This is a genomic window from Streptomyces sp. NPDC099050 (assembly GCF_044759865.1).
Classification (GTDB): domain Bacteria; phylum Actinomycetota; class Actinomycetes; order Streptomycetales; family Streptomycetaceae; genus Streptomyces.
The window spans coordinates 16,391-41,356 of sequence record NZ_JBIWAE010000015.1; the positions used below are offsets into that span (position 1 = coordinate 16,391).

The 24,966-nt window shown below is 73.3% G+C and carries 25 protein-coding genes, 1 tRNA gene and 1 pseudogene; 16 read left to right on the forward strand and 11 right to left on the reverse strand.

All coding sequences use genetic code 11. The features are described from left to right. Positions 1–336: 336 nt before the first annotated feature. The 4 genes from ACIQV3_RS24200 to ACIQV3_RS24215 all read left to right on the forward strand — a co-directional run bounded on the left by ACIQV3_RS24200 (position 337) and on the right by ACIQV3_RS24215 (position 3,057). Positions 337–657 (forward strand): hypothetical protein, encoded by a 321-nt coding sequence (locus tag ACIQV3_RS24200; protein ID WP_403715015.1) that lies wholly within the window; start codon positions 337–339, stop codon positions 655–657. 376 nt (positions 658–1,033) lie between these two features. After that, complete coding sequence (locus tag ACIQV3_RS24205; protein ID WP_403715017.1) at positions 1,034–2,203, forward strand: helix-turn-helix domain-containing protein; 1,170 nt, start codon at positions 1,034–1,036, stop codon at positions 2,201–2,203. A gap of 82 nt (positions 2,204–2,285) precedes the next feature. After that, entirely contained in the window at positions 2,286–2,888 is a 603-nt protein-coding gene (orn, locus tag ACIQV3_RS24210; RefSeq protein WP_266877785.1) for an oligoribonuclease, read from the forward strand. Between the two features lie 96 nt (positions 2,889–2,984). Next, positions 2,985–3,057 (forward strand) — tRNA-His (locus ACIQV3_RS24215). A gap of 51 nt (positions 3,058–3,108) precedes the next feature. Here the strand turns inward: ACIQV3_RS24215 and ACIQV3_RS24220 are convergent. Then, complete coding sequence (locus ACIQV3_RS24220; RefSeq protein ID WP_403715020.1) at positions 3,109–4,821, reverse strand: FG-GAP repeat domain-containing protein; 1,713 nt, start codon at positions 4,819–4,821, stop codon at positions 3,109–3,111. A 390-nt stretch (positions 4,822–5,211) separates the two neighbouring features. On the opposite strand from ACIQV3_RS24220, the gene ACIQV3_RS24225 reads away from it, so the two are divergent. Continuing rightward, positions 5,212–5,715 carry a MarR family winged helix-turn-helix transcriptional regulator gene (locus tag ACIQV3_RS24225; RefSeq protein WP_403715022.1) on the forward strand — a complete coding sequence of 168 codons (504 nt, stop codon included), beginning with the start codon at positions 5,212–5,214 and terminating at the stop codon, positions 5,713–5,715. A gap of 400 nt (positions 5,716–6,115) precedes the next feature. Here ACIQV3_RS24225 and ACIQV3_RS24230 read toward each other — a convergent pair whose 3' ends face one another. From ACIQV3_RS24230 to ACIQV3_RS24250, 5 genes are all read right to left on the reverse strand, one after another. Continuing rightward, positions 6,116–6,790 carry an NADPH-dependent F420 reductase gene (locus ACIQV3_RS24230; protein ID WP_403715024.1) on the reverse strand — a complete coding sequence of 225 codons (675 nt, stop codon included), beginning with the start codon at positions 6,788–6,790 and terminating at the stop codon, positions 6,116–6,118. 120 nt (positions 6,791–6,910) lie between these two features. Then, positions 6,911–7,552 (reverse strand): disulfide bond formation protein B, encoded by a 642-nt coding sequence (locus ACIQV3_RS24235; protein ID WP_403715026.1) that lies wholly within the window; start codon positions 7,550–7,552, stop codon positions 6,911–6,913. Between the two features lie 11 nt (positions 7,553–7,563). Then, complete coding sequence (locus ACIQV3_RS24240; RefSeq protein WP_403715028.1) at positions 7,564–7,728, reverse strand: DUF5993 family protein; 165 nt, start codon at positions 7,726–7,728, stop codon at positions 7,564–7,566. Between the two features lie 196 nt (positions 7,729–7,924). Further along, a complete protein-coding gene (locus tag ACIQV3_RS24245; protein ID WP_403715030.1) occupies positions 7,925–9,298 on the reverse strand; it encodes a sensor histidine kinase in 1,374 nt (457 codons plus the stop codon). Continuing rightward, complete coding sequence (locus tag ACIQV3_RS24250) at positions 9,295–9,981, reverse strand: response regulator transcription factor (protein WP_327306588.1); 687 nt, start codon at positions 9,979–9,981, stop codon at positions 9,295–9,297. The genes ACIQV3_RS24245 and ACIQV3_RS24250 overlap by 4 nt, the downstream gene beginning before the upstream one ends. A gap of 79 nt (positions 9,982–10,060) precedes the next feature. Between ACIQV3_RS24250 and ACIQV3_RS24255 the strand changes: the two genes are divergently transcribed. After that, positions 10,061–10,609 (forward strand): hypothetical protein, encoded by a 549-nt coding sequence (locus ACIQV3_RS24255; RefSeq protein ID WP_403715033.1) that lies wholly within the window; start codon positions 10,061–10,063, stop codon positions 10,607–10,609. 56 nt (positions 10,610–10,665) lie between these two features. Continuing rightward, entirely contained in the window at positions 10,666–12,159 is a 1,494-nt protein-coding gene (locus ACIQV3_RS24260; RefSeq protein WP_403715035.1) for a class I adenylate-forming enzyme family protein, read from the forward strand. A 15-nt stretch (positions 12,160–12,174) separates the two neighbouring features. Here ACIQV3_RS24260 and ACIQV3_RS24265 read toward each other — a convergent pair whose 3' ends face one another. Together ACIQV3_RS24265 and ACIQV3_RS24270 are read right to left on the reverse strand one after the other, a co-directional pair. Then, positions 12,175–13,101 (reverse strand): spermidine synthase, encoded by a 927-nt coding sequence (locus ACIQV3_RS24265; protein WP_403715038.1) that lies wholly within the window; start codon positions 13,099–13,101, stop codon positions 12,175–12,177. A 56-nt stretch (positions 13,102–13,157) separates the two neighbouring features. Continuing rightward, positions 13,158–13,574, reverse strand: coding sequence for a hypothetical protein (locus ACIQV3_RS24270; protein WP_403715040.1), 417 nt, complete (start codon positions 13,572–13,574; stop codon positions 13,158–13,160). 304 nt (positions 13,575–13,878) lie between these two features. On the opposite strand from ACIQV3_RS24270, the gene ACIQV3_RS24275 reads away from it, so the two are divergent. Genes ACIQV3_RS24275 through ACIQV3_RS24285 form a run of 3 tightly spaced genes read left to right on the forward strand, consistent with a single transcriptional unit; the run spans position 13,879 to position 15,910 of the window. Further along, complete coding sequence (locus ACIQV3_RS24275) at positions 13,879–15,231, forward strand: tetratricopeptide repeat protein (protein WP_403715042.1); 1,353 nt, start codon at positions 13,879–13,881, stop codon at positions 15,229–15,231. Positions 15,232–15,239: 8 nt separating this feature from the next. Beyond that, positions 15,240–15,515 (forward strand): hypothetical protein, encoded by a 276-nt coding sequence (locus ACIQV3_RS24280; RefSeq protein ID WP_403715044.1) that lies wholly within the window; start codon positions 15,240–15,242, stop codon positions 15,513–15,515. Continuing rightward, positions 15,515–15,910, forward strand: a complete 396-nt coding sequence (locus ACIQV3_RS24285) for a PIN domain-containing protein (protein WP_403715046.1) — start codon at positions 15,515–15,517, stop codon at positions 15,908–15,910. Before ACIQV3_RS24280 ends, ACIQV3_RS24285 begins: the two co-directional genes overlap by 1 nt. 89 nt (positions 15,911–15,999) lie before the next feature. Here ACIQV3_RS24285 and ACIQV3_RS24290 read toward each other — a convergent pair whose 3' ends face one another. Next, the gene (locus tag ACIQV3_RS24290; protein ID WP_403715049.1) at positions 16,000–16,596 is read right to left on the reverse strand and encodes a histidine phosphatase family protein; all 597 of its coding nucleotides are present in this window, start codon (positions 16,594–16,596) and stop codon (positions 16,000–16,002) included. A 264-nt stretch (positions 16,597–16,860) separates the two neighbouring features. Between ACIQV3_RS24290 and ACIQV3_RS24295 the strand changes: the two are divergent. The 4 genes and pseudogenes from ACIQV3_RS24295 to ACIQV3_RS24310 all read left to right on the forward strand — a co-directional run. After that, positions 16,861–17,385 (forward strand): annotated as a pseudogene (locus ACIQV3_RS24295) (phosphatase PAP2 family protein); the annotation flags it as partial. 223 nt (positions 17,386–17,608) lie between these two features. Continuing rightward, a complete protein-coding gene (locus ACIQV3_RS24300; RefSeq protein WP_403715051.1) occupies positions 17,609–18,943 on the forward strand; it encodes a hypothetical protein in 1,335 nt (444 codons plus the stop codon). Then, positions 18,934–20,553, forward strand: a complete 1,620-nt coding sequence (locus ACIQV3_RS24305; protein WP_403715053.1) for a hypothetical protein — start codon at positions 18,934–18,936, stop codon at positions 20,551–20,553. Before ACIQV3_RS24300 ends, ACIQV3_RS24305 begins: the two co-directional genes overlap by 10 nt. Then, positions 20,550–21,884, forward strand: a complete 1,335-nt coding sequence (locus tag ACIQV3_RS24310) for an AAA domain-containing protein (protein WP_403715055.1) — start codon at positions 20,550–20,552, stop codon at positions 21,882–21,884. Before ACIQV3_RS24305 ends, ACIQV3_RS24310 begins: the two co-directional genes overlap by 4 nt. Before the next feature lie 41 nt (positions 21,885–21,925). On the opposite strand, the gene ACIQV3_RS24315 is transcribed toward ACIQV3_RS24310, so the two are convergent. After that, a complete protein-coding gene (locus ACIQV3_RS24315; RefSeq protein ID WP_403715058.1) occupies positions 21,926–22,414 on the reverse strand; it encodes a MarR family winged helix-turn-helix transcriptional regulator in 489 nt (162 codons plus the stop codon). A 114-nt stretch (positions 22,415–22,528) separates the two neighbouring features. Between ACIQV3_RS24315 and ACIQV3_RS24320 the strand changes: the two genes are divergently transcribed. Next, positions 22,529–23,119 (forward strand): NADPH-dependent FMN reductase, encoded by a 591-nt coding sequence (locus ACIQV3_RS24320; protein WP_403715060.1) that lies wholly within the window; start codon positions 22,529–22,531, stop codon positions 23,117–23,119. Here the strand turns inward: ACIQV3_RS24320 and ACIQV3_RS24325 are convergent. Continuing rightward, a complete protein-coding gene (locus tag ACIQV3_RS24325; RefSeq protein ID WP_403715062.1) occupies positions 23,109–24,371 on the reverse strand; it encodes a M20 family metallopeptidase in 1,263 nt (420 codons plus the stop codon). The two genes, ACIQV3_RS24320 and ACIQV3_RS24325, sit on opposite strands and share 11 nt — an antisense overlap. A gap of 136 nt (positions 24,372–24,507) precedes the next feature. On the opposite strand from ACIQV3_RS24325, the gene ACIQV3_RS24330 reads away from it, so the two are divergent. Continuing rightward, positions 24,508–24,855: a hypothetical protein gene (locus ACIQV3_RS24330; protein WP_403715064.1), complete on the forward strand. Its 348-nt coding sequence runs from the start codon at positions 24,508–24,510 to the stop codon at positions 24,853–24,855. Positions 24,856–24,966 lie beyond the last annotated feature (111 nt).

The following is a 24,966-nucleotide window of genomic DNA, read 5'->3' on the forward strand; positions in this document are numbered from 1 at the left end:
AGCCCATACCCACCAGGGTACGGCGACACTCCTGTGCTGCACAGGTCATGCCGCCCTTGGAGAGCGTCCCAGGGAGCATGCCGCAGCCACGCCTCCTTGGCAATGTCCGCTGTCCCCTACAGCCAGTGACCAGGAGCACCCCATCGGGTGTGCGCCACCCGTGCGCGCAGTGACGAAGCCGCGCCGCGGGCCGTTGGACACGAGTCCGACCGTCCAGGAAGAGCCCGCAGGGAGCACGCCGTGCCCGGTCGTCCGGTCCACCCCGTCCAGCCCGCTCAGTCGCCCGCTCAGCCGAAGCAGTCCGTCCACACGCCGCCCCCTCCCCTTCACTCGTCCGTGCAGCCCTCCCGGCGGCCCCAGGAGGACCCGGCGGGTGACGTGGTGCGCTGGGCGGCCTTCAGCTGCCTGCTCGTCCCCGTGGTCCTGGTCGTCTACGGGACCTCCTTCGGCGGGGCCGCCGTAGCCACCCTGGGACTCGCGGCCGTCACGGCGGCCTGCCGGGTGCTGCTGCGCCACTCGGAACAGACGGAGCGGAATGCCGGCCGGGTCCTCGCGGAGGACCGATTGACGCCCGCACACCGGGGCCGCCACTCGCGCGCCGGGGCCGGAAGCCAGCGCGGATGTCAGGTTTCCGGCGGGATGTCCTCTCACGACTGACCGATTCGCACATCCACACCCGCATGTTTTCAGCCAACTTCCCGGCAGGTCACCCCCCTTGCCGGAATGTCCCCCCGACCCCCTCACCATCAGCGACTACGGCGCTACAAGGGGTCTTGGACCCTACGAGTACTGGCCATGGCCGGACAGTGCGCTTTCCACCCGGGTAGCGGAGTGGAAGGCTTCCTGATCGAATGCTTTTCGCCAAGTTGCCAAGTCGACATAGCGCTGCGTGCTGAACTTGTCACGCCGACACCACGGGACGCAGTAGATTCGATCATGTATTTACGGCGGGGGAGCCACGTGCAAGGCCGAGGGGATACGTGCAGGTGCGACCAGACCAAGGAGTCGCGACACCCAAGGGGGGCTTAGCGCCATGAGCCAGGATTCCACCGCCGTCGTCGTAGACGGCAGGAAGCTCGCGGGGCGTCGCCGCAGGGAGATCGTCGCGGTGCTGCTCTTCAGCGGCGGACCGATCTTCGAGAGCTCCATTCCACTTTCCGTGTTCGGCATTGACCGGCAGGACGCGGGAGTTCCACGCTACCGACTGCTCGTGTGCGCCGGTGAGGACGGTCCGCTGCGGACCACCGGCGGACTCGAACTGACCGCGCCATACGGGTTGGAGGCGATCGCCCGGGCAGGCACGGTCGTCGTTCCCGCGTGGCGTTCCATCACCTCACCGCCGCCGCCGGAGGCGCTCGACGCGCTGCGCCTGGCGCACGAGGAGGGGGCCCGGATCGTCGGACTGTGCACGGGTGCGTTCGTGCTCGCCGCCGCCGGCCTGCTGGACGGCCGGCCCGCGACGACGCACTGGATGTACGCGCCGACGCTGGCCAAGCGCTACCCGTCCGTCCACGTCGATCCGCGCGAGCTGTTCGTCGACGACGGCGACGTGCTGACGTCCGCGGGCACCGCGGCCGGAATCGACCTGTGCCTGCACATCGTGCGCACGGACCACGGCAGCGAGGCGGCGGGCGCACTGGCCCGCAGGCTCGTCGTCCCGCCGCGCCGCACGGGTGGCCAGGAACGCTACCTCGACCGGTCGCTGCCGGAGGAGATCGGCGCCGACCCGCTGGCCGAGGTCGTCGCCTGGGCACTGGAACACCTCCACGAGCAGTTCGACGTGGAGACGCTGGCGGCGCGCGCCTACATGAGCAGGCGCACCTTCGACCGGCGGTTCCGCTCGCTCACCGGCAGTGCGCCGCTCCAGTGGCTGATCACCCAGCGGGTGCTTCAGGCGCAGCGGCTGCTGGAGACCTCCGACTACTCGGTCGACGAGGTCGCCGGACGCTGCGGGTTCCGCTCGCCGGTCGCGCTGCGCGGGCACTTCCGCCGCCAGCTGGGGTCCTCCCCGGCCGCCTACCGCTCCGCCTACCGGGCCCGCCGCCCGCAGGCGGACGTGGTCCAGGTGGCTCAGCTGTCGGAGTCGCCGGTCCCGCACCAGCGCAGTCCGCAGCCGCAGCGGACCGCGGCGGCACTCGCCGCGGCCGGTCCCACGGTGACGGAGCTGTACGCCCCGGGCCGGGTGCTGCGCGAGCACGCGTAACGAGGTCCAGGGAAGGTCCCCCGCACCAGTGGTCACCTCGGTGGTCACCGATGCGGGGGACCTTCCGCATAAGGTGGGGCGCATGAACGATCGCATGGTGTGGATCGACTGCGAGATGACCGGGCTCTCGTTGACGGACGACGCACTTATCGAGGTGGCCGCACTGGTCACCGACTCGGAGCTCAACGTGCTCGGCGAAGGCGTGGACATTGTGATCCGCCCGCCGGACGCGGCCCTGGAAACCATGCCCGACGTGGTGCGCGAGATGCACACGTCGTCCGGCCTGCTCGACGAGCTGGCCGGCGGGACCACCCTCGCGGACGCGGAGGCACAGGTCCTGGCATACGTACGGGAACATGTGAAGGAACCCCGCAAGGCACCGCTCTGCGGAAACACGGTCGGCACCGACCGCGGCTTCCTGCTGCGCGACATGGCCGCGCTCGAGGGGTACCTGCACTACCGGATCGTGGACGTGTCCTCGATCAAGGAGCTGGCACGGCGCTGGTACCCGCGCGCCTACTTCAACAGCCCGCCGAAGAACGGCAACCACCGGGCGCTCGCGGACATCAAGGAGTCCATCGCCGAGCTGCGCTACTACCGGGAGGCCGTCTTCGTGCCGCAGCCCGGTCCGGACTCGGACACGGCGCGCACCATCGCCGCCAAGCACGTCGTCCCCGGCGCCTAGCACCCACCGGAGAGGGGGGCGGGGAAAGGGGGGAGCGAGCACCCTCCCGGACCCTGTACGCTTTTCTTCGGCCGGTCGGTTTTCCGACCGGACATGGTGGGTGTAGCTCAGTTGGTAGAGCACCTGGTTGTGGTCCAGGTGGCCGCGGGTTCAAGTCCCGTCACTCACCCTGACGAGAAGGCCCCGGTCCGCGAAAGCGGACCGGGGCCTTCCGCGTTTCCTAGAACAGCAGGTTGTACCTGCCGAAGCCGGTACCGACCTTCACCCCGGCGGCGTACGGCTTCGCCGCGACCCCCGTGCCCTGGTACAGCCACAGGCTCCCGGCCTTGTCACGGGCCACCAGGTCGGCCTTGCCGTCGGACGTCAGGTCACCCGGCGCGACGATCGAGTTGAAGATCTGCCAGTTGCTGCCTATCTGCAGCTTGGTCGCGAACGGCTTCGCGGCCGCCCCCGTGCCCTGGTACAGCCACAGCTTCCCGTCCTTGTCCCGGGCCACCAGGTCGGCCTTGCCGTCACCGGTCAGATCGACACCGCCCACCAGCTGGTCGTAGATGCTCCAGCCGCGGCCGATCTGCACCCTGGTCTCGAACGGCCTCGAGTTCAGGCCCGTGCCCTGGTACAGCCACAGCACACCCGCGGTGTCCCGCGCCAGCAGGTCCGACTTCTTGTCGCCGGTGACGTCGGAGACACCGACCAGCGTGTCGTAGACGTTCCAGCCGGCACCGACCCGTATCCGGTTCTTGTAGATGGAGCCGTCGCCCGAGGTCGGGTGGATCCACAGCACCCCGTCCTTGTCCCGACCCACCGCACCCCGTCCGGTGCTCTGGATCGTCACCGGCCCCAGCCGGGTCAGCGCGGTGTACTTGTTCCAGTCGAAGGTGCCGCCGACCGGGTCGACCGGCGCGAACGGCTCGGCGATCTTGCCCGTGCTCTTGTAGTCCCACAGACCGCCCTCGGCGTCGCGGCCCACGACCCGGTACCGCTGGGTCACCGGTATCGAGCTGGCGATCGCGAAGTCCGAGGCCGTAGTCGGGTTGTCGCCCCAGCCGCCGGTGTACACCTCGTAGACCGCGGTGGCGCTCAGCTTCCACGCGGGCGTGGTCGCATCGGCCTTCAGGGTGTAGGTGACGGTGTAGTCACCGGGCTTCGCGATGTCGCAGCGGATCTCGTTGCCCCAGCCGATCTCGCCGAAGGAGTGGTCGCACTCGACACCGGCCGCGCCGCCCCCTTCGACACCGGCGACCGTGACCTTCAGCTCGCCCTCGTCCCACCGGCGGAAGCCCGCCGCCTGGGAGAGGCTCACCTGGAGCTTGCCCTTGTCGACCGCGTGCACCTTCACCGTCTGCATCACCGAGCCGCCCGCCGGCAGCTTCGGCGTCGACTGCGTGACGGTGTTCAGCGCGACGTGCGCCTTGCTCTTCACGGTGACCGTGGCGTGCGCCCGACGCGGGCCGATGGCCTTGGATCCCGCGGTCTGCGCCTCCTTGATGCCCGCGGTGATGCTGGCGCCGCGCGGCACGTAGACGAGGCCGTAGTAGGCCGTCACGCCGTTCGCCGTCGAGCTCGGAGCCGATATCTGGGGATACGGGTTGTTCCACCCGTCCAGGTTGCACAGGTAGACGCCGGCGATCCCGGCCTTCGGTGCGCAGCTCTCCGTCAGGGCCACCTTCAGCCCGGCCGGCGCTCCACCGCCGGACCAGCCGGCGTCCGTGAGCGGCTTCTTGCTCACGACGTAGACGTAGGTGCCGTCCGCCTTCCCGTCGCCGTTCCCGCCGGTGCTCGACGGGGCCAGCTCGGCCCACCCCTCGCCCGGCATGAGGACCTTGTCCTCGACCGGACTGAAGTAGAACGTCGGGTCCCCGGCCGCCATGGCCGTGCCCGCACCCGCGATACCGCCGGTGACGAGCAGCGCCACCGCGCTGCCGATACTCAAAAGCCTTCGCATGTTTCCCCCCAGTAATCGATCAATCGGCGGACGCTAACACGCACCTGTGCCGACGAAAACGCCCGGGTCCGGGGAAGGCGGCCCCACGCCCGGAATGCGTCGGCATGCACCGCCGACCAGGTCTCGGAGGTGCGCGGCGCGTGGCCGGTGAGGCGTTCGAGATCGGCGGTGAGGTCGACCGGAAGCCCGTCCGAGGCAGCCCGGAAGCCGAGCAGGGCCTCCGCGGACGTTGGAGCCGCGGCCACCGGTGACGAGAACCCCGGGCGTGTTCGGCATGGCGGATTCCTGCCCTTCCTGCTCTAGGATGGATACGTGGCGCAGATTCTGTGCGACGCATTCTCTGCGTCACACAGACAAATTTGGAGCACGGAGAAGCCGATGTCAACCGATTACGCTCGTTCGAGTGATGAGTGGAGCCGCGCCGAGCTGCTCGCGCGCATCGTCACCGAAAGCCAGCGGCACTACGCCGATTACTCGCTCTTCAACCAGGCCATGGCCGACCACGTAGGCCTGCACCCCACCGACATGCAGTGCGTCGCCCTCCTCGACATGGAGCCGGAACCGGTCAGCACCGGTGACATCGCCCGCCTCACCGGCCTGACCTCCGGCTCCGCCACCCGCCTCGTGGACCGCATGGTCAAGGCCGGCGTCGTCGAGCGGCACGCCGACCCGCACGACCGCCGCCGCTCCCTCGTCGCCCTCTCCCCCACCGCCCGCGAACGGATCGGCGCCGCCTGGGAAACCCCCGGCCGCGCCTTCGGCGCCGTTCTGGCGGGCTACTCCGACTCCGAACTGGCGGTCATCGCCGACTACCTGCACCGCGCCGCCGAGGTCGGCCGCGCCCAGGCCAAGCGGCTGACCTCGGGCGACTCCGCCCCGTAGAGACCTCCCGCAGAGACCTCCCCAGACCCTTCCCAACCCGCCCGCTCGGGCGTTGGCGTCCAGCCCAACGGGCAACGGCGCGCGCCGGAGAAACGGGAGGGCGGCGTCCGGCTGGAGGCTGTCCATGCCCACGCCCGCACCCGCCGGCTTCCGCGGGGTGCTCGCCCTCGGCGGCCGCGCCCTGCCCGTGAACGGGTTCCCCGCCCGCCTGCCCGCCGCACTGTGCCCCATCGGGACGCTGCTGCTCATCAACGAACGCGACGGCATCGGCGACGCCGGGACCGGACTGGCCGTCGCCCCGCCCGAGCTCGTCACGGCCGCCCTCGGCGCGCCTGCCGGGGGCGGCAGCATCTGCGCCTCCGTCCGGGCGGGAGCTACTCCGTCCGGCTACTCCGTCCGGCTACTCCGTCCGGTTCGCGCCCTGGATGTGGAAGTTGAAGTCCGTGTGCCCCAGGGTCCCCATCAGCCGGAGCCAGACCGGCAGCAGCATCTCCGTGCCGCGCGCGGTCTCGATGCCACCCAGGTCGATGACGCTGTGCTCGCTCCAGTCGAAGGAGTACAGGAGTTCCCGTACCGCCTTCTTCGCCTCGGCGTCCTCACCCGAGAGGAACACCGTGTGGTCGCCGGGGACCCTGCCCGGGTCGACCATGACCTGGCAGTTCATCGTGTTCAGCGTCTTGACCACGCGCAGCCCCGGGAAGGTCCGCTGGATCAGCTCGCCCAGGCTGTCGCCGTCCACCGGGTCGAGGCCGGGCGGGAACCCGCGCGAGAAGTCCAGCGGGTTCGCGATGTCGATCAGGATCTTGCCGTCCAGGTGCGCGGCGTCGGCCTCCGTCAGGGCGGCCACGCTGACCTGCCCGCCCGTGGCGTTGACGAGCACCTCGCCGCGCCGCGCCGCCTCCGCGAAGGGGGCGAGCCCCGCCGCCGGGTTGGCCCGCCGCCACGCGGCGTACTCGGTGCGGTCGAGGGTGGCCCCGGGGTCCCGGGTGCCGATGACGACCTCGTGGCCGAGGGAGAGCAACCGGGTGGCGACCGTACGGCCGACGATGCCGGTACCGAGGACTGCGTAACGCATGACGGCTTCCCCTCACATACGGAAGGAATCGGAAGGCGGAGAACCCGAAGGCGGGCGGAACCACTCAAGCAGGTCGTACGGATTCCCGCGCGGGAGGCGTCGACTCCCCGCCAACCTCAGCTAGTCCAGGATCCCCACGTCGTAGAAGAACCGGTAGCGCGTCGGGGCGTCCGGAAGGAACCAGTGGAAGCCCTCCTCCAGGAAGACGGCCACGAGGTTCACGGCGATCACCAGGCCCAGGAACCACAGCGCGAGCATCCCCACCGTGCGGTACGGTCCCGGGTCCTGCGCCGGGACGACCCGGTCCGCGGTGGCGTGGGCGAAGGCCAGGACGATGCCCACGGCGACGACCGAGGCCTGGAAGAGGATCCACGCCCAGACGTAGAGGTGCAGGCCGAGCACCTCGCTCCCGTACCCCTTGTCACCGGGCAGGATGTGCAGCGTCGTCTGCCGCCACGAGGCGAACGAGCCGGCGATCACGGCGACCAGCGACAGGCCCCAGCCCATCATGTAGTCGCGGCCGGTGACCGCCCCGCGCGACAGCGCCGTCCGGACGATGTGGGCCGCCCCCATGGCCGCCAGCAGCATGAACATCCGCTGCACGATGCAGAGCGGGCACGGGTACTCCCCCATCCCGAACTGGTAGAAGAGCCCGCCGCACACCACCCCCGTCCAGCCGATGGCGAAGGCGCACGCGAACCAGAACTGGACCCGGCCCAGCAGGCCGCCCTCCAGGGGCGTCTCCGGGAGGAGACTGGACATCGCGGCCACGGTCAGTAGCTCAAGGTGAGGGCGAGGCCGCTGGTGATGTGGTGCGCCATCAGCAGGATCACGGCGAGGAGCACGAGCCACCAGGCGCCGAGCACGATGAACCGCGGGGAGTCCCGGTACATCGCGATCGAAGTGGCGAGGAGGCCGCCGAAGATGAGGGTGTCCATGGCGCGGACCGTACCGACAGGCGGACATACCGGACGCGCGGCGCGCCCCCGCCGCCCACAGGGTTACGTCGGTTGCGCCCCCACCGCGTACGGGACCAGTCCGGTTGCGCCCCCGCCGCCTACGGGACCAGGCCGGTTGCGCCGCCCCCGGGTACGGGGCTGCGTCAGTCGCGCCGCCCCCGCGTACGGGGCTGCGTCAGGTGCGCCGCCGCCTGCGTCGGCTGCGTCCGCCGCGGGCGGACTCACCCCGCGCCCGCCCGTCCAGGGCGATCCACACCCGCACCTCGGTGCCGCCGAGCACCGAACGCCCCAGCCGCACGTCCCCGCCCGTCGACTCCGCGACCCGCCGCACGATGTCCAGTCCCAGGCCCGTGGACCCGTCGCGGCCGCCGTCGTTGCCGCGCCGCAGGGCCGCGTCCGGATCGGCGATGCCGCCCCCCGCGTCCGAGACGAGCACGATGACCGCGTCCCCCGCGTCGTGGACGTCCACCGCGAACGGGGTGCCCTCGGGGGTGTGCCGGAACACGTTGCCCAGCATGGCGTCCAGCGCCGCGGCGAGCTCCGGCCGGGCCACGGGGATCCGTACCGTACGGTCCACCCCCGCGAGCCGCACCTCGCGGCCCTCGTCCTCCGCCAGCGCCGACCAGAACCCCATCCGGTCGCGGATCACCTCGGAGGCGTCGCACCCGGCGCCCGGCCCCTGCGCGGCGGCGGAACGCTGCTCGCGGGCGGTACGGATGATCGTGTCGACCTCCCGCTCCAGCTGCTCCACGGCCGCCCGGGTCTGCTCCGCGGCCGGGCCGTCGCCGAGCGAGGCCGCGTTGAGGCGCAGCACCGTCAGCGGGGTCCGCAGCCGGTGCGAGAGGTCGGCGGCCAGCTCCCGCTCGTTGGCCAGGAGTTCCACCACCTGGTCCGCCATCGAGTTGAACGCGACGGCCGCCGAGCGGAGTTCCTTCGGCCCGTCCTCCGGGACCCGCGCCCCCAGCCGCCCCTCGCCCAGCCGGTGCGCGGCGTCCGCGAGCCGCTCGGCGGGCCGCACCAGGCGGGCGCCGAGCCGGTCCGCGACCGCCACCGAGCCCACGACCAGGGCGAGGCCGACGCCCGCGAGGACCACCCAGGCGGTGGCTACGCCGTTGCTGACCTCGCTCTCCGGCACCAGGATCTCCACCACGGCGATGTCCCCGGAGCCCAGTGCCACGGGCTGGAGCAGGGCGAAACCGCCGCCCGCCACCGGGGCCGTCGCGGCCCGCCCGATCCGCCGGGTCTCGGAGACCGCGCGCTCGCCGGCCCAGCCGTCGCCGATGTCCACGCGCGGGCTGTCCCCGACGGCCGGCACGTGCACGGCCATCCGCCGGTCGGCGCCCATCTGCGTGGACTCCACGGCCTTGCGCAACTGCACCGGGTCGGTGGTGATGGACAGCGTCGGCCCGATGGTGGCGGCCTGCCGCTCGGCGTTGGAGAACGCCCGGTCGCTGGCCATCTCCTGGACGACCAGCCCGAGCGGTACGGCGAAGGCCACGACCACCATCACGGTGACCGCGAGGCAGACCTTGACGAGAGCCCACCTCACGCGGGCGGCTCCAGCTTCACCCCGACGCCCCTCAGGGTGTGCAGGTAGCGCGGACGGGCGGCGGTCTCGCCGAGCTTGCGGCGCAGCCACGACAGGTGGACGTCGATGGTCTGGTCGTCTCCGTACGACTGCTGCCAGACCTCGGCGAGCAGCTCCCGGCGGGCCACGACCACGCCCGGCCGCCCGGCGAGGAAGGCCAGCAAGTCGAACTCCCGCCGCGTGAGGTCCAGTACCGCCCCGTCCAGCTCGGCCTGCCGGCGCAGCGGGTCGATGGCGAGACCGCCGACGCGCAGGACGCGGGACGGCGGTTCGGCGTCGGCCGCCTGGGTGCGGCGCAGGACGGCGGCCATCCGGGCGGAGAGGTGTTCCACGGAGAAGGGTTTGGTCAGGTAGTCGTCGGCGCCGTCGTTGAGCAGCCGGACGATCTCCGCCTCGTCGTCGCGGGCGGTCGCGATGATGACGGGCACGTCGGTGATCCCGCGCAGCATCTTGAGCGCCTCGGCCCCGTCCAGGTCGGGCAGTCCGAGGTCGAGGATCACCACGTCGAAGCGGTTGTGGGCGACCTCGCGCAGCGCCTCCAGAGCGGTGCCGACGCTGCGCACGGTGTGCGAGGCCTCGGTCAGGTGCCGGATGAGGGCGGAACGTACGAACTGGTCGTCCTCGACCACGAGCACACTAGCCATGGCCCGCACCGTAGCCCATTCGGGGGATGCCGAGGGGTGCCGGGCCAGGTCCGGGGCCGGTGGTGCAGTATGTCCCCCGATGCGACGAGGACTTGTCGGTAGAGCAGTCGCCCATGCGGGGGCGTGGACCCTGGCGACCGGGGCGGCCGTGACGCTGTCCTGGTGGGGCGTGCACTCGGTCATGTCCGGGACCGCGTACGATCCGCCGCTCGCGGTGCCGCTGGCCGTGCAGCCCCTGTCCTCCTCCACGCACCGGGCGCAGCCCCCGGAGCCGACGCCTTCGCCGTCCCCCTCACCGTCCGCGTCCACGGCACCGGCCTCCCCGACCCCTTCCCCCGCCGTTTCCGCTTCGGCCAAGCCCTCCGCGACGCCCACCCCCCGGTCGCAGCGCCAGGGGCCCCCGGCCGAGAACGTGAAGGCGTACAGCGTCTCGGGCGGCCGGGTCGTCTTCGGTCTCGGCGCCACCTCCGCCGAGCTGGTGTCGGCGACCCCGCTGGCCGGCTGGCGGATGCAGGTCTGGAAGCAGCCGTCCTGGATCCGCGTCACCTTCACCCGTGACGGCCGCGAGGTCTCGGTGTTCTGCACCTGGCACGACCACCCGCCGCTGGTGGAGATCGTCGATCCGTAGGCGGCCGACCCGGAAGACCCGTCTCCCGCACCGGGCCCGCCGGATACCGTGGCGCCATGAGCACCGGCGCGCGGTACGTCACCGACCTGATCGACGCCTGCGAGCGGTACGCGGACCGCCCCGCCTTCGGGTCCGGCCCCTGGGTCCTCACCCACGCCGAGGTGCTGGCCTGGACGTACCGGCTGGCGGGCGCCCTGGCCGACCTGGGGATCCGGCGCGGCTCCGGGCTGGCCTGCGTCTCGGCGGGAAACCCGCCCGAGACCCTCCTCGTACGGCTGGCCGCGCACGTGCTGGGCGCCCGGCTGACCCACGTGTGCGTGGGCCCCACGACCCACGGACTCGACCACCTCCTACGGGACTGCGCGCCCGCCTTGGTGGTCCACGACACCCCGGTGCCGCCGGGCCCGGGGGCCCACATCGGCCTGGCCGCCCTGCTGGAGGCGGCCTCCGCCCGGGAGGCCCTGCCCGTCGCGGTGGCGGCGCGCGGCGAGGACGTGGCCCGGGTGACCTACACGGGCGGTACGACGGGCCGCCCGAAGGGGGTGGCCTCCACCTTCGCCGCCATGGCGGCCCGTACGGCCACCCGCACCGAGGCTCCCGACGCCGCGCCCCTGACGTTCGTATCGACCGACTCCCTCTCCCAGCGCTCCGGCGGCCGGTGTCTGGAGCAGCTGCGGGTCGGCGGCCGCTCCGAGATCCTGCACCCCTTCGGCACCCGGGAGTTCGCCGAGGCCTGCCGGCGGCTCGGGCCCGCGTCCACGTACCTGACCCCGTCGATGCTGTACCGGCTGCTCGACGACCCGGAGACCGCCGACGGCGTGCCCGGCCTGGTGCGCGTCTCCTACGGCGACTCCCCCGTCCACCCGGAGCGGCTGCGGCGGGCGCTGACCCGGTGGGGTCCGGGGGTGCGCTGGACCCAGGGCTACGGGATGAACGAGGCCGGGGTGCTCAGCCGGCTCTCCCCGGCCGACCACGACGCGGCGGCCGCCGACCGCCCCCACCTGCTCGGCTCCGTGGGCCGTCCGGCGCCCGGCGTGGAGGTCGAGGTACGGGGCTGCGCGCCCGGGGCGACCGGGGAGGTGTGGGTGCGCTCCCCGATGGTGATGGCCGGCTACCGCAATCAGCCCGCCCTGACCGCCGAGGTCCTGCGCGACGGCTGGCTGCGCACGGGAGACGTCGGGCACGTCGACGCCGACGGGTACCTGTACCTCGACGACCGGGTCAAGGACGTGGTGATGGTGCACGGGGCGAACATCTACTGCGGCCCGATCGAGACGGCCCTGACCCGCCACCCCGCCGTGGCCCGGGCGGCCGTCGTGGGGCGGACGGACCCGCTCACCGGGGAGGCGGTCTGCGCCTTCCTCGTCGCGGCCCCCGGCCACGCCCCGACGGACGCGGCGGCGGACGGGGCGTGCGCGCTGGTGGCGGCGGAGCTGGCCCCGGGGCAGCGGCCGGCGGCGGTGTTCTGGCTGCCGGCGCTCCCGCTGACGGACCGCGGCAAGCCGGACAAGCGCCGCCTGCGGGAGCTCGCGGCGGCTTCGCGGGAGTAGCCCCGGGTCGGCAGCTCAGCGGAAGACCGACGGCGGGGGTTCCGGCGAGGCCACCGCCGAGGCGTCGGAGACCGGGGCGGCGCCGCCCGCGAAGTCGATGAGGGCGCGGCCGTGTTCGACCCGCCCGGGGTGCGGGTCGCTCGCCACCCGGCGGGTGAACTCGGCGACCGGGAGCTCCCGGTCGGCGGCCACCAGCACGCCGTTGCCGAAGCGTTTCCCCCGCCACACCACGGGGTCGGCGGCCATGGCCAGTTCCTTGAACCGGGAGGCGGCGGTGGCGATCTGGCCCCGCAGATGGGAGAGCGGCGGACCGTCCGCGAGGTTCGCCACGTACCAGCCTCCCGGCGCCAGGGCCCGGCGTACGTCGTCCAGGAACTCGGCGCTCGTCAGGTGCGCCGGGGTGCGGGCCCCGCTGAACACGTCGGCGATCACCAGGTCGGCCCAGCCGTCGGGGATCTTCGCCAGCCCGGCCCGGGCGTCGACCGCGCGGACCCGGACCCGCGCCTGCGGGTCCAGCGGCAGGTGTTCCCGTACGAAGGCCACGAGCCCGGCGTCGATCTCGACGATCTGCTGCGTCGAGCGGGGGCGGGAGGCGGCCGTGTAGCGCGCGAGGGTGAAAGCGCCGCCGCCGAGGTGGAGCACGTTCAGCGGCTGGCGGGCGGGGGCGAACAGGTCGATCAGGTGGCCGATCCGGCGCTGGTAGGAGAAGTCCAGGTGTCCGGGGTCGTCCAGGTCCACGTGCGATTGCGGGGCGCCGTCGATCAGCAGGGTCCAGGCGCGCGAGCGCTCCCGGTCGGGCTCCAGCGCGGCGTGGCCGCCGTCCACCTGCCCGGCGGGCGCCCCGGCGCTCTCGCGCCCGCGCCGCTTGTCACCGCTGTCCTTGCCGGCGGCGCCCTTGCCGGTGCCGCCCTTGCCGCTACTGCCCTTGCCCTTGCTCGCCACGTCCTCATTATGGCTGGTCAGGGCGGGGAACCCGGATCACCGGAGGTCAGGCGGGCTCAGCGGCAGTTGTCGGCGGCCTCGATCAGCCGGGCCGCCTCGCCGAGCGCCGCCCGCAGCACCTCCGGGTCGGTGACCGGCCCGACGGCGTCCGGAGGCAGCAGCCAGCCGGTGTCGCCCCCGGTGGGCGAGGTGTCGCCGAAGCGCATCCCGCGCCCGTTGGTGTGCGTACAGGCACTGCCCGGGAGGTCCCAGCCGTCGGCGGTGCCGGGCGGGACGAGGAAGCCGAGGGTGCTGCCGGAGCCGTCGTGCAGGACCGGGCCGACGCCGCACGCGCGGCTGGCCTGGCCGGCGGCCCGCTGGATGATGTCGACGGCTTCCAGCCCCTGCCGGGTGGGCACCGTGACCAGGTCCGGGGCGCCCGTGAGGAGGACCGCTCCGGGCTCGGGCGCGGTGTTCGTGTCCGTACTCTCCATGCCGCCCTCCACCAAGGGAACCCCTCCTCGATCCGCGTACGAGCATCGCGGGAGCGGTCCCGGAAGCCGGCGGGCTTCCTCCCACTCCGCACGGGTTCAACGCACGGGAACGTCAACAGGTGCGGCGGCAAGACGCTGCAAAGGATGGCAGTTCATGGCGGATCGCGGGTGAGATATCCGTTTTGTAGCCAAACACCGGGTCAACCCTGCGCCGGTGGCGGTACGTTCATGCCCGCCGGGCAGCGCGTCACAGGCACCACACAGTCACCGGCAGCGCAATCACTTGCCCAGAGAGGCCGCGTCCATGGCGACGTCCCCCCACTCACCCAACACCCCCTTCCGGCGGCTGCGCGGTCAGCACTCCCCGGCCGAGTTCGCCGCGCTGGTGCGCAGGGCGGCGAAGGAAATCGGAGAAACGGTTTCCTGCGACGCCCGTTACATCGGCCGGGTCGAGTCCGGTGAGATCCGCTGCCCCAACTACGCCTACGAGCGGGTCTTCCTCCACATGTTCCCCGGCCGCACCCTGGCCGATCTGGGCTTCTCCCCGCGCGAGACGGTACGGGGACGGCTGGCGCAGCGCGAACAGGCCGCCCCCTTCTCCGCCTTCGCCAAGCGCCCCCACCCCACCGGCTTCCCCGGCCCTTCCCGTTCCAAGGAGAGCGACGTGCTGCGTCGCGCGTTCATGGCGGGGGGCTCCGCGACCGTCGCGGCCGCGACCCTCAGCCTCACCCTGCTCGGCGACAGCCGCCGGCTCCCGTCCCGCGCCGGCGAGTCCGAGGCGGCCGCCGTCGAAGACGCCGTACGCCAGATCCGGCTGCTGGACGACCGGCACGGCGCCGACGCCCTGTACCGGCGGGCCGCCGAACCCCTGCGCACCGCCTACGCGCTGCTCGACGCGGGCGCGACCCGGCAGTCCACCGAGGACCGGCTGCACGCGGGCGCGGGAGAGCTGGCCATCTCGGTGGGCTGGCTCGCGCACGACTCGGGCCGGTTCGACGACGCCCGCTCGCACTACGCGGAGGCGCTGGCCACGGCCCGGGTCTCCGGGGACGCCGGCCTGGAGGCACACGCCTTCAGCAACATGGCGTTCCTCGCCCGGGACTGCGGGCGCCCCCGCGAATCGGTACGGGCGGCCCAGGCGGGCCGCCGCGCCGCCCGGTCGCTCGGTTCCCCGCGGCTGCTGTCGCTGCTCGCCCTGCGGGAGGCCGGCGGCTGGGCCGGACTGTCCGACCGCAAGGCCTGCGAGGAGGCGCTGACCCGGGCGCACACGGAGTTCTCGCGCGGTGGGGCGGGGGCGGACCCCGAGTGGATGTCCTTCTTCGGCGAGGCCGAGCTGGAGTCCCTGGAGTCCCGCTGCTGGGCCGCGCTCGGCGAGCACGCCCGGGCCGCCCGGCACGCCCGCCGGGCGGCGGACCTCCAGGACCCGCACTTCGCGCGCAACGTCGCCCTCTACACCGCGGAGCTGGCCGACAACCTGGCCCACGCGGGCGCCCCCGACGAGGCCGCCTGGGCGGGCGGGCGGGTCATGGAGCTGCTGGAGGAGGTCCAGTCGACCCGGATCCAGTCGATGCTGGCGGCGACGGCCCGCACCCTGGTCCCGCACCAGCGCTCCCCGCGCGTGGGCTCGTTCCTCGCCCGGCACGCCTCGACGGTATGATGATGGGTATGGCAACGAAGAAGTACACCGTGACCCTGCCAGAGGAGCTGGCGGAAGAGATCCGCGCCGAGGTGGGGTCCGGTGGATTCAGCCGTTACGTCACCCAAGCCATAGAGCGCCAGCGCGAGCGGGACCACCTCCACGAGTTCGTCGGCTGGTGGGAGGGCGAGCACGGAGAGGTCACCGACGCCGAGCTGGCACGCGCCGAAGCGGAGCGGCTCTCGCTTCAGCGGCAGCACGCGGAACTCAAGGCCCGGTCCGTGACGGACCGGAAGGCGAGTTGATGTCCGAGCCCGTCTATCTGCTCGACAGCGAGGGCCTCTCCCAGGCCGTGCTGGGCAACCGCGCCATGGGCGCCCGCCTCAAGGACGCGGATCGCTCGGGAATCCGGGTGATGACCAGTTCCATGACGCTCATCGAGGCGTACCACAAGCGGGTCAAGAAGGCCGCCTGGACGTGGACCCTTTCCAAGATTGCGGTGGAACCGGTCACCCGGGACATCGCGGGGGAGGCGATCGAGCTGCTGGAGGCTGCCGGGCTGCACGGGCACAAGTACGCCATCGACGCGGCCCTCGCGGCCGTGGCATTGCGCCAGCCGGGAAGCGTCACGATCTTCACGTCCGATGAGGAGGATATGAAACTGCTCTGCGGCGACCGCGTGGTCGTGCAGGGAATCTGAGGCGGCGGACTCCGCACCTGCCCTCCGGTCCGGATCGAGGCACGGCGGGCCGCCCCGGTCCGGGGAGCGGCCCTTCCGGCAGGCCGCCGCTACGCGTCCAGGTGCCCCGTGTCGTTCCAGCGTTCCAGCGCGGGGGCCCCGTACGCCCAGCCCAGGACCGACAGGGAGGTCGGCTCCAGCCGGATGCGGGCGCCGAAGGAGGCCTCGAAGCCGAGCCAGCGCGCGGCCAGGGTGCGCAGGATGTGGCCGTGCGCGAAGACGAGGACGTCGCGTTCGGCCGAGCGGGCCCAGGTGACGACCTCGTCGGCGCGGGCCGAGACGTCCGCGACGGATTCGCCGCCCGGGACCCCGTCGCGCCAGATCAGCCAGCCGGGCCGGATCGCCTGGATCTCGGCCGGGGTCATGCCCTCGTAGTCGCCGTAGTCCCACTCCATGAGCGCGTCCCAGGGCTCCGCCTGGATGCCGAAGCCGGCCAGGTCGCAGCTCTCGCTCGCCCGCACCAGGGGGCTGGTGCGCACCTCCAGTCCGCGCAGGCTCGCCCACGGGTCGCGGGCGAGGCGCTCGCCGAGCAGCTTCGCCCCGCGCTTCCCCTCCTCCAGCAGGGGCACGTCCGTGCGTCCGGTGTGCTTGCCGAGCTGGGACCACGCCGTCTGGCCGTGACGGGCCAAGAGGATGCGGGGGGCCATATGAGTTCTCCCGGTTGAGAAGCGAGATGGGCGGTACGGTCCGAGCATCGACGGCGCCTGCCATTCGCACGGATTTGCGGGGATTGCGTCGCCGCCCCATCATCCATCAAGTGAACGTCACGCAACCCTTGCGTCTTCACACACGTCATACGCCGTATGACTAATAGGCGGCAGCCTCCGCGTTGGTGGGCCGAACTGCTGCTCCTGGGGATCGTCTACGCGGCGTACTCGGGTGGCAGACTCCTCGCCCGGGGCGACGTCGGGATGGCGGTGGACCACGGGCTCGCGATCCTGCGCGTGGAGGAGCTCCTGGCCCTCGACCTGGAGCGGCCGCTCAACCGGCTCTTCACCGGCCGGCCGGTCCTCGGCATACCCGCCGACTTCGTTTACGCCTCCCTGCACTACCTCGTCACCCCCGCGGTGCTGGTCTGGCTCTACCGGCGCCGCCCCCAGCAGTATCGTTTCGCCCGCACCTGGCTGATGCTCTCCACCCTCCTCGGGCTCGTCGGCTTCGCCCTGGTGCCCACCTGCCCGCCCCGGCTGCTCGACGCCTCGTACGGGTTCACCGACACGATGGCCCACTACAGCGCCTACGGCTGGTGGGGCGGCGAGGCCAGCGCGCCGCGCGGGCTCGGCTCCTTCACCAACCAGTTCGCGGCCATGCCCAGCCTGCACGTGGGCTGGGCGCTGTGGTGCGGGGTCGTGCTGTGGTGCTGCGCGCCGCGGCCGCTGGTCCGGGCGCTGGGGGCCGCGTACCCCGTCCTCACCACCGTCGTCGTCATGGGCACGGCCAACCACTACTTCCTCGACGCCGTCGCCGGGGCCGCCGTGATGGGGGCGGGCCACCTCGCGGCCCGCGCCCTGCCGGCCGGGATCACCGCGGTCGCCGGAGTCGCCGGGATCGCCCGGATCCCCGGGATCTCCGCTCCCGCCCGGTCCCCGCACATCACCCGAACAGCCGGTTTCCGCCGTAAGTCCACGATTGTCAGTGGCGGATGGGAGACTTCCGCGGGTGAGCTCCTACCCGTCCAGCGGTCAGCCGCCGCAGACCCCGCCGCCGTCCCCCGGACCGACGGCGGGGCCGGCGGCACGGCGGACCGCGCAGGCCCCGCAGGCCCCGCAGGCCCCGCAGGCCCCGCAGGCCCCGCAGTCGGCGAATTCCCCGAATCCCCCGAAGACGCTGCGGCAGCGGCTCGCTGACCTGCGCGGCCCCGACGTCGCACCGCGCCCGCTCGACGCCCGCGCGCTGGCGGCCCTCGCCGCCAACCCCGGCTGCGGCAGACGCGCCCTGCTCGACGGCGCCGGCGTGGACAAGACCGTCCTCGCGGCGGCCCTCGGCTCCCCCGCGGCCTTCGGGCAGTCGCAGTTCGCCATCGTGCGCGGCAACTCCTTCGAGGCCAAGGTCAAGGGCGACGGCGGAGCGGAACTCCTGCGGCTGGTGTACGAGCACCTCGGCGCGGGATCCGGCGGCGCGGCCGGCCCGCCCGGGCCGGACGCCCTCACCCCCGACCTGACCGCCGCGGGCCCCCAGGGCCGCGCCGCCCGGACCGCGCTCGCGCTGCGCGAGGCGACCGCCGCCGGGGCCTGGACCCTGCTCGACCACCCCATGCTCGCGCTGGAGGTGGCCGGCTCCCCCGCCTACCTGGAGCCGGACGCGGTCGTCGTGCACCCCGACGGGCGCTGGACCGTGGTGGAGATCAAGTCGTTCCCGATGATCGACGGATCCGCCGACGCCGCGAAGGTGGGCGCCGCCGCCCGCCAGGCCGCCGTCTACGTCCTGGCCCTGGAGACGACCGCCGCGAAGGTGGAAGGCGCCGAGGTCGGGCACACCGTGCTGCTCGTCTGCCCCAAGGACTTCTCCAACCTGCCCACCGCGGCCCCCGTCGACGTCCGCCGCGAGCGCTCGGTGACCCGCCGCCAGCTGGAGCGGCTCACCCGGGTCGAAGAGCTGGCCGGGGCCCTGCCCGAAGGCCTCACCTTCGATCCGGCGTCCTCCGCCGAGGAACTGACCGAGGCCGTCTCGGCCGTGTCCGCCGCCTACGCCCCCGAGTGCCTGGCCGCCTGCGAGCTGGCCTTCCACTGCCGGGACCGGGCGCGCACGGCCGACGAGGTGACCGCGCTCGGCCGCTCCGTACGGGGTGAACTGGGCGGGCTGACCACGGTCGAGGCCGCCCTCGCGGCGGCGTGCGGTTCCCCCGGCGGGGCGCCCCCCGACGCGGCGGCCCCCGACGCGGCGGCCCCCGACGATCCCACGGCCGCCGCGCTGCGCCGGGCCGCCCGGCTGCGCGCCGAGGCGCTGGAGCAGGCCCCCGCCCGCGTCCGCACGGAGGCCGCCGCATGTCCCTGATGAGCACCCTGGCCCGGCTGGAGGCCGTCCGCGCGGGGCGGGCCCAGCCGCTGGCGACCGTACGGCACCGGCATCTGAGCGAGCGCCCGCTGGTCTTCGTACCGCTGACCACGGCGGGCGAGGCCGGGGCTCCGCTCGGCGCGATGGTCGGCACCGATCCGGACCGGCCGCACGTCCTGGCCATACCGCAGCCGCGCGACCGGGACCTGCGGTGGGAGTTCCTGGCGGAGCTGGCCGCGCAGGTGGTCCCGTACATCGACGGGTACGCGGACGCCGTCGAACCGGTGGAGCGCACCGAGACCGATCCGGAGACGGGCAAGCGGGTCAAGGTGGAGGCCGAGCTGTGCCTGGACGCGCCGCAGCTGATCGTGCCGAGCCGCGCGGGCATCGAGTACGTCCGGCTGCTGGGGCGGTCCATGCGGTTCCGGCGGACCGCGGAGGAGGATCCCGAGCACCCGTATCCGGCGCCCGCGCAGGTGCCGCTGCTGGGGCGCTGGTTCACGCACCTCGCCGAGCGCTCCCGGGTGCCCGGCTCCTCGATGCTGCTGTCGGCGACCGACCTGCTGTCGCGGCACTGGGCGACCGGGCAGAGCAATCTGGAGGACCAGCACCTGGGCGCCCTGCTGGCGTGGATCGACCCGCCCGAGGGCGAGTCCGGTGCCGAGCGGGCGCTGCGCGCGGAGCTCGGCCGGGACCCGCGGGGCCTGCTGCTGGTCCCGCCGGCCGGCCCCGCCACCGATCCGGCCTTCGACAACAAGCTGCTGGCCCCGGCCATCGCGAAGTTCGACGCGGCGCGGGCGGCTTCCGCCGTGAGCGGGAACGGCGACGGGCAGCGCGCGGCCGCCGAGCAGGCGGTCCGGCGGCTGGTCGTGGAGCAGATGGAGGGCACCTGGCGGGCGGTCTGGGACTCGATCGCCCTGCTGCGCCAACTGCCCGCGGGCGAGCGGACCGAGGACCGCTGGACCGGTGACCGCTGGTCGTACACCGGCCACCGGGACCGGGTCCGGGCGGGCGAGGGCCCGCAGCCGCGCCGCGACGACGCGGTGACGGCCGCGCGCAAGCTCGCGGCGCGGGAGACCGAGCAGGTGCGGCTCGACGCCCAGGAGGCGCTGGACGACCTGCTGGTGATGGCGGGGCGGCGGCTCGCGGGCGAGGCCTTCGCCGGCGAGGTCACCGAAGTGGTCATGGAGTGGACGGAGTCGAAGCGGCCGAGCCCGCGCCCGCTGGTGTGGGTGGCCACGGAGGACCGCCCGCAGCTCACCGAGGACGGTGGCGCAGGCGGGTCCGGCGGTGCTGCCGGTCCAAAGGTGTACCGCTCGCTGGACGGGCGCCCGCAGAGCGCGCAGTTCGTCCGGTGGGAGGAGGACGGCCGGCTCGTGCTGCGCGTCCTCGACAAGATGGGCCGCGGCAAGGATCCGGAGCCGGACTCGGTGCCGGAGAAGGGCGACCGGGTGTGCTGGACGCTGTTCGAGCACGATGCCCGCGGCGGCCCGAAGCTGCCGGACCCCGAGCGGACCCCGTGGACCCACGGCGGCCCGCCCGCGCACCTGACCGGCGACGCCCCCGTGCTGCCGCTGCCCGACCCCGTGACCGCCGAGGACCTCCTGTGAGCACCGCTTTCGATCCGGGCGCGGCCGCCGGCCGGGCCACCGACGCCATCCTGCGCGACACCCTGCACGGCGGGGCCCGGGGCGTGGTCGTCGACTCCCCGCCCGGGGCCGGGAAGTCCACGCTGGTGGTGCGGGCGGCCCGGGACCTGGCGGCGGCCGGGCGCCGGCTGATGGTGGTCGCGCAGACCAACGCGCAGGTCGACGACCTGGTGCTGCGGCTGCACGCGAAGGACCCCGAGCTGAAGGTGGGCCGGCTCCACAGCAGCGAGGGCGACGCCTACGATCCGGCGCTGCGCGAGCTGGACTCGGTGGTGCTCTCGGCGAAGCCCGCAGACCTCGCGGGGCTGCCGGTCACCATCTCGACGGCCGCCAAGTGGGCGTGGGTCAAGGACGTGGAGCCCTGGGAGCACGCCATCGTGGACGAGGCGTACCAGATGCGCTCGGACGCGCTGCTCGCCGTGGCCGGGCTGTTCGACCGGGCGCTGTTCGTGGGCGACCCGGGGCAGCTCGACCCCTTCAGCGTGGTCGGGGCCGAGCAGTGGGCGGGCCTGTCCTACGATCCCTCCGCCTCGGCGGTGTCCACCCTCCTCGCGCACAACCCCGACCTGCCGCAGCACCGGCTGCCGGTGTCCTGGCGGCTGCCGGCTTCGGCCGCGCCGCTGGTTTCCCGCGCCTTCTACCCGTACACGCGGTTCCGCAGCGGTACGGGCCACGGCGAGCGGCGGATGTCCTACGGGGTCGCGGGCGACGGCTCGGGCCCCGACCGGGTGCTGGACGAGGCCGCCGAGTCGGGGTGGGGCCTGCTCGAACTGCCGGCCCGGCACACCCCGCGCACCGACCCGGAGGCCGTACGGGCGGTGGCCCTGGTGGTGCGCCGGGCCCTGGACCGGGGCGCCGTGACGGTGGACGAGCAGCCGGGCGGCCCGTCCCCGCTGACGGCGGACCGGATCGCGGTGGGCACCGCGCACCGGGACCAGGCGGCGGCGGTCCGGGCGGCGCTGTCCGCGCTCGGGGTCACGGGCGTCACCGTGGACACGGCCAACCGGCTCCAGGGCCGCGAGTACGACCTCACCGTCGTCCTGCACCCCCTGTCGGGCCGCCCGGACGCGACGGCCTTCCACTTGGAGACGGGCCGGCTCTGCGTCCTGGCCTCCCGGCACCGGCACGCCTGCGTGGTGGTGGCCAGGGCGGGGATAGCGGAGCTCCTGGACGCCCACCCGTCCTCGGAACCGGTGCAGTTGGGCGTGACGATGAAGTTCCCGGACGGCTGGGAGGCCAACCACTCGGTACTGGCCCACCTGGCGGAGCACCGGGTGGTCTGGCGACCGTAACCCGGCGGCTCAACGGGTCAGCGGGTCAGGGGGCCAGCGGCTCAGCGGGTCTTGCGCTCGACGCCGAGGCGGGTGCGGAGCAGTTCGCCCACCTCGGCGAAGGTGCTCAGCTGCTCCGGGGTCAGGATGTCGATCAGGTGGCGGCGCACCGACTCCACGTGGAGCGGAGCGGCCGTCATGATCGTGGTGACGCCCTGCTCGGTGAGCACCACTTCGGCGCCGCGCCCGTCGTCGGCCACCTCTTCGCGGCGGACGATGCCCCGCTGCTCCATCCGGGTGAGCTGGTGGGAGAGCCGGCTGCGGGACCACTGCATGAGGACGGCGAGGGCGCTGATGCGCATGCGGTGGCCGTCGGTGGAGCCGAGGACGGACAAGACGTCGTAGTCGGCTTCGGAAAGCCCGCTGTCCTGTGTCAGATCGCGCGCGATATCGGCGTTGACCAGTGGAAACATCCGCCGCCAGGCGTACCAGGCCTGCTGTTCGGGCTCGCTGAGCCAGCGCGGTGCGTTCTCGCTCTCTTTCTCGGTCATGGTCGAAGTCTAGACCGATACGTGACACGTCACCTACTTAGTTGACACGTCACCCACCCTCCCGCTTTCATAGGTGACACGTCAACAAAACTGCCCACCCGTCAGGAGCCCACCATGCCCCTCTCGACCCTCCCGACCCTCCCGATCCGCCTGCACGTCGTCTCCGCCTCCGTCCGCCCCACCTCCACCGCTCGCCCCCTGGCCCGTTGGGCCGCCGGCCAGGCGCACGCGCACGGAGGGGGACGCTTCGAAGTCACCCCCGTCGACCTCGCCGATGTCGCCCTGCCCTTCCTGGACGAGCCCGAATACGCCTCCACCGGGATCTACACCCACTCCCACACCCGCGCGTGGAGCGCCCTCGTCGACTCCGCCGACGCCTTCCTCTTCGTCCTGCCGATGTACAACGGCGGCTTCACCGCACCCTTCAAGAACGCCATCGACTTCCTCCACCGCGAATGGCGGGGCAAGCCCGCCGGCCTGCTCTCCTACAGCGCGGGCGGCTCCGGCGGCGCCCCGGCCGGCCGGATGCTCCGGCCGGTGCTGGAGGCCGTCGGCATGGTGCCGGCCGAGGCCTCGGTGGCCGTCCCGGGCATCACGGGGCTGGTCACTGCCGACGGGTTCCGGGCCCCGGAGGGCCTCGCCGACGAGCTGGCGGCCGTACTGGACGAGCTCGCCGCCCTGGCGAGGACGCCGGTCAGCGCGTGACGAGGGCCCCCGTCAGGTGGTCGTACGCGGCGTGCGCGTGCAGCCGTACGCCCGTGATCAGGGTGTCGTCGTCGGCGTAGAAGCCGGGGTGGTGGTTGCCCACCAGACCGCGGCCGCCGGGCACGGGCGCCGGTTCGCCGCTCGCCGGGTCCAGGGCGGTGTCCTGGACGCCGAGCATCACGTACAGCCCGCCGAAGCGGGTGATGAGTTCGGAGACGTCGTCGTAGCCCAGCGTGCCGCCGACCTCCACCACCCGGTCCGCGCCCGCGACCCGGCGCAGCGTGGGCAGCGCGGCCTCGATCCACGCCGCGTCGTTGTGCACGGCGGGCACGTCCTGGAGCAGTTCGACGGCCGCGGAGGCCCCGTAGGCCTCGGCGGTGTGCTCGGCCAGTGCCGTCAGCCGGCGTTTGACCTCCGGCATGTCCCGCTCCTCGGCGCAGCGGATCGTGCCCCACAGGGTGACGGTCTCCCCGATGACGTTGAACCGGCCGACGTCCTCGATGTGCCCGATGGAGACCGTGACCGGGGAGAACGCCGACACCTGCCGGTAGAGCTGGCCGATCCCGGTGAGCAGCGCCCCGACGGCGGGCATCGGGTCGACGCCGTACCAGGGCGACGAGGCGTGCGCCTGCTTGCCGGTGACGGTGACGCGGACCAGGCAGGAGGCCCCGTACATCGGGCCGGACTTGTAGCCCACCCAGCCCTTGGGGTGCGGGGTGACGTGCATACCGAAGGCCATCGTGGGGACGGGGTCCGCGAAGGCCCCCTCGGCCACCATCAGGCGCGCCCCGCCCTCCTCGTCGACCGGCGGGCCCTCCTCGGCGGGCTGGAACACGAACAGCACGGTTCCGGGCAGCCGTTCTCGTACCCGTACGTCGGCCAGTGCGCGCGCCGCTCCGAGGAGCATCGCGGTGTGGCAGTCGTGGCCGCAGGCGTGCGAGGCCGCGCCGGTGGCGGCGAAGTCCGCTCCGCAGCGGTCGGGGACGGGCAGGGCGTCCATGTCGGCCCGCAGCGCCGCCACCCGTTCCCCGGGCCGGCCGCCGCGCAGCACACCGACCACTCCGTGCCCGGCGATGCCGGTCCGCACCTCGTCCAGGTCGAACCCGGTGAGCTCCCGCGCCACGAGCCGCGCGGTGGCGGCCTCGCGGTTGGGCAGCTCCGGATTTCGGTGCAGATGGCGGCGCCAGCCGATCACCTGCTCGATGCCCTCGTCACAGAGCTTGTCCAGCTCCTCGTGCACACCATGGGTCATACGTACGTTCTAGCCCATCCGCCGGGGCCTCGGGCGCCCTTGCGCGAAGCGGGACAATGGACGGTGGCCCGGCAGCTTTTCCACCCCGGAGGCTCTCGGCCCGGCAGCCCCTTCCACGCCCAGCAGGAGGACACGCATGGCAGAGCCCGAGCGGACCGAGCGGAGGCTTCGGCCCGCGCAGTTGCTCTTCGAGCCGCCGGAGACCGTCACGGACCCGGAGCACTTCTTCGACCTCGAATCGATCGAGGACCCGCGGGAGCTGCTGGCCCGGGCCACGGAGCTGACCCTGGCCTTCCGCGCCGCCCAGGAGCGGGCGGTGGAGTTCCAGGCGGTGGCGGCGGCGCAGCTCGCGGATCCCCGGCGGTTCGACCGGCTGCCGGCGGCGGCGATCGCGGAGCAGGCCCAGTGGACCGAGGACTACGCGCACAAGATGATCGAGTTCGGCGAGTCCCTGCTGCGCGGCACCAGCCCCGAGGGAGCGTGAGCAGCCGATCGGGGGACGCGCCCGGGACGCGCGGGACGCCTGGGACGCCCGGGACGCGCAGGACGCCCGGGAGACACGCCCGGCCGCGACCTCTGGCATATGCGGGGCGCA

What these genes read in the sequence shown, in the direction of transcription:
- ACIQV3_RS24315 (WP_403715058.1), bottom strand. Translation starts at nt 22,414, where the DNA reads ATGACCGAGAAAGAGAGCGAGAACGCACCGCGCTGGCTCAGCGAGCCC.
- orn (WP_266877785.1), top strand. Translation starts at nt 2,286, where the DNA reads ATGAACGATCGCATGGTGTGGATCGACTGCGAGATGACCGGGCTCTCG.
- ACIQV3_RS24235 (WP_403715026.1), bottom strand. Translation starts at nt 7,552, where the DNA reads ATGTCCAGTCTCCTCCCGGAGACGCCCCTGGAGGGCGGCCTGCTGGGC.
- ACIQV3_RS24285 (WP_403715046.1), top strand. Translation starts at nt 15,515, where the DNA reads ATGTCCGAGCCCGTCTATCTGCTCGACAGCGAGGGCCTCTCCCAGGCC.
- ACIQV3_RS24230 (WP_403715024.1), bottom strand. Translation starts at nt 6,790, where the DNA reads ATGCGTTACGCAGTCCTCGGTACCGGCATCGTCGGCCGTACGGTCGCC.
- ACIQV3_RS24305 (WP_403715053.1), top strand. Translation starts at nt 18,934, where the DNA reads ATGTCCCTGATGAGCACCCTGGCCCGGCTGGAGGCCGTCCGCGCGGGG.
- ACIQV3_RS24325 (WP_403715062.1), bottom strand. Translation starts at nt 24,371, where the DNA reads ATGACCCATGGTGTGCACGAGGAGCTGGACAAGCTCTGTGACGAGGGC.
- ACIQV3_RS24205 (WP_403715017.1), top strand. Translation starts at nt 1,034, where the DNA reads ATGAGCCAGGATTCCACCGCCGTCGTCGTAGACGGCAGGAAGCTCGCG.
- ACIQV3_RS24260 (WP_403715035.1), top strand. Translation starts at nt 10,666, where the DNA reads ATGAGCACCGGCGCGCGGTACGTCACCGACCTGATCGACGCCTGCGAG.
- ACIQV3_RS24280 (WP_403715044.1), top strand. Translation starts at nt 15,240, where the DNA reads ATGGCAACGAAGAAGTACACCGTGACCCTGCCAGAGGAGCTGGCGGAA.
- ACIQV3_RS24225 (WP_403715022.1), top strand. Translation starts at nt 5,212, where the DNA reads ATGTCAACCGATTACGCTCGTTCGAGTGATGAGTGGAGCCGCGCCGAG.
- ACIQV3_RS24270 (WP_403715040.1), bottom strand. Translation starts at nt 13,574, where the DNA reads ATGGAGAGTACGGACACGAACACCGCGCCCGAGCCCGGAGCGGTCCTC.
- ACIQV3_RS24330 (WP_403715064.1), top strand. Translation starts at nt 24,508, where the DNA reads ATGGCAGAGCCCGAGCGGACCGAGCGGAGGCTTCGGCCCGCGCAGTTG.
- ACIQV3_RS24275 (WP_403715042.1), top strand. Translation starts at nt 13,879, where the DNA reads ATGGCGACGTCCCCCCACTCACCCAACACCCCCTTCCGGCGGCTGCGC.
- ACIQV3_RS24290 (WP_403715049.1), bottom strand. Translation starts at nt 16,596, where the DNA reads ATGGCCCCCCGCATCCTCTTGGCCCGTCACGGCCAGACGGCGTGGTCC.
- ACIQV3_RS24320 (WP_403715060.1), top strand. Translation starts at nt 22,529, where the DNA reads ATGCCCCTCTCGACCCTCCCGACCCTCCCGATCCGCCTGCACGTCGTC.
- ACIQV3_RS24250 (WP_327306588.1), bottom strand. Translation starts at nt 9,981, where the DNA reads ATGGCTAGTGTGCTCGTGGTCGAGGACGACCAGTTCGTACGTTCCGCC.
- ACIQV3_RS24240 (WP_403715028.1), bottom strand. Translation starts at nt 7,728, where the DNA reads ATGGACACCCTCATCTTCGGCGGCCTCCTCGCCACTTCGATCGCGATG.
- ACIQV3_RS24255 (WP_403715033.1), top strand. Translation starts at nt 10,061, where the DNA reads ATGCGACGAGGACTTGTCGGTAGAGCAGTCGCCCATGCGGGGGCGTGG.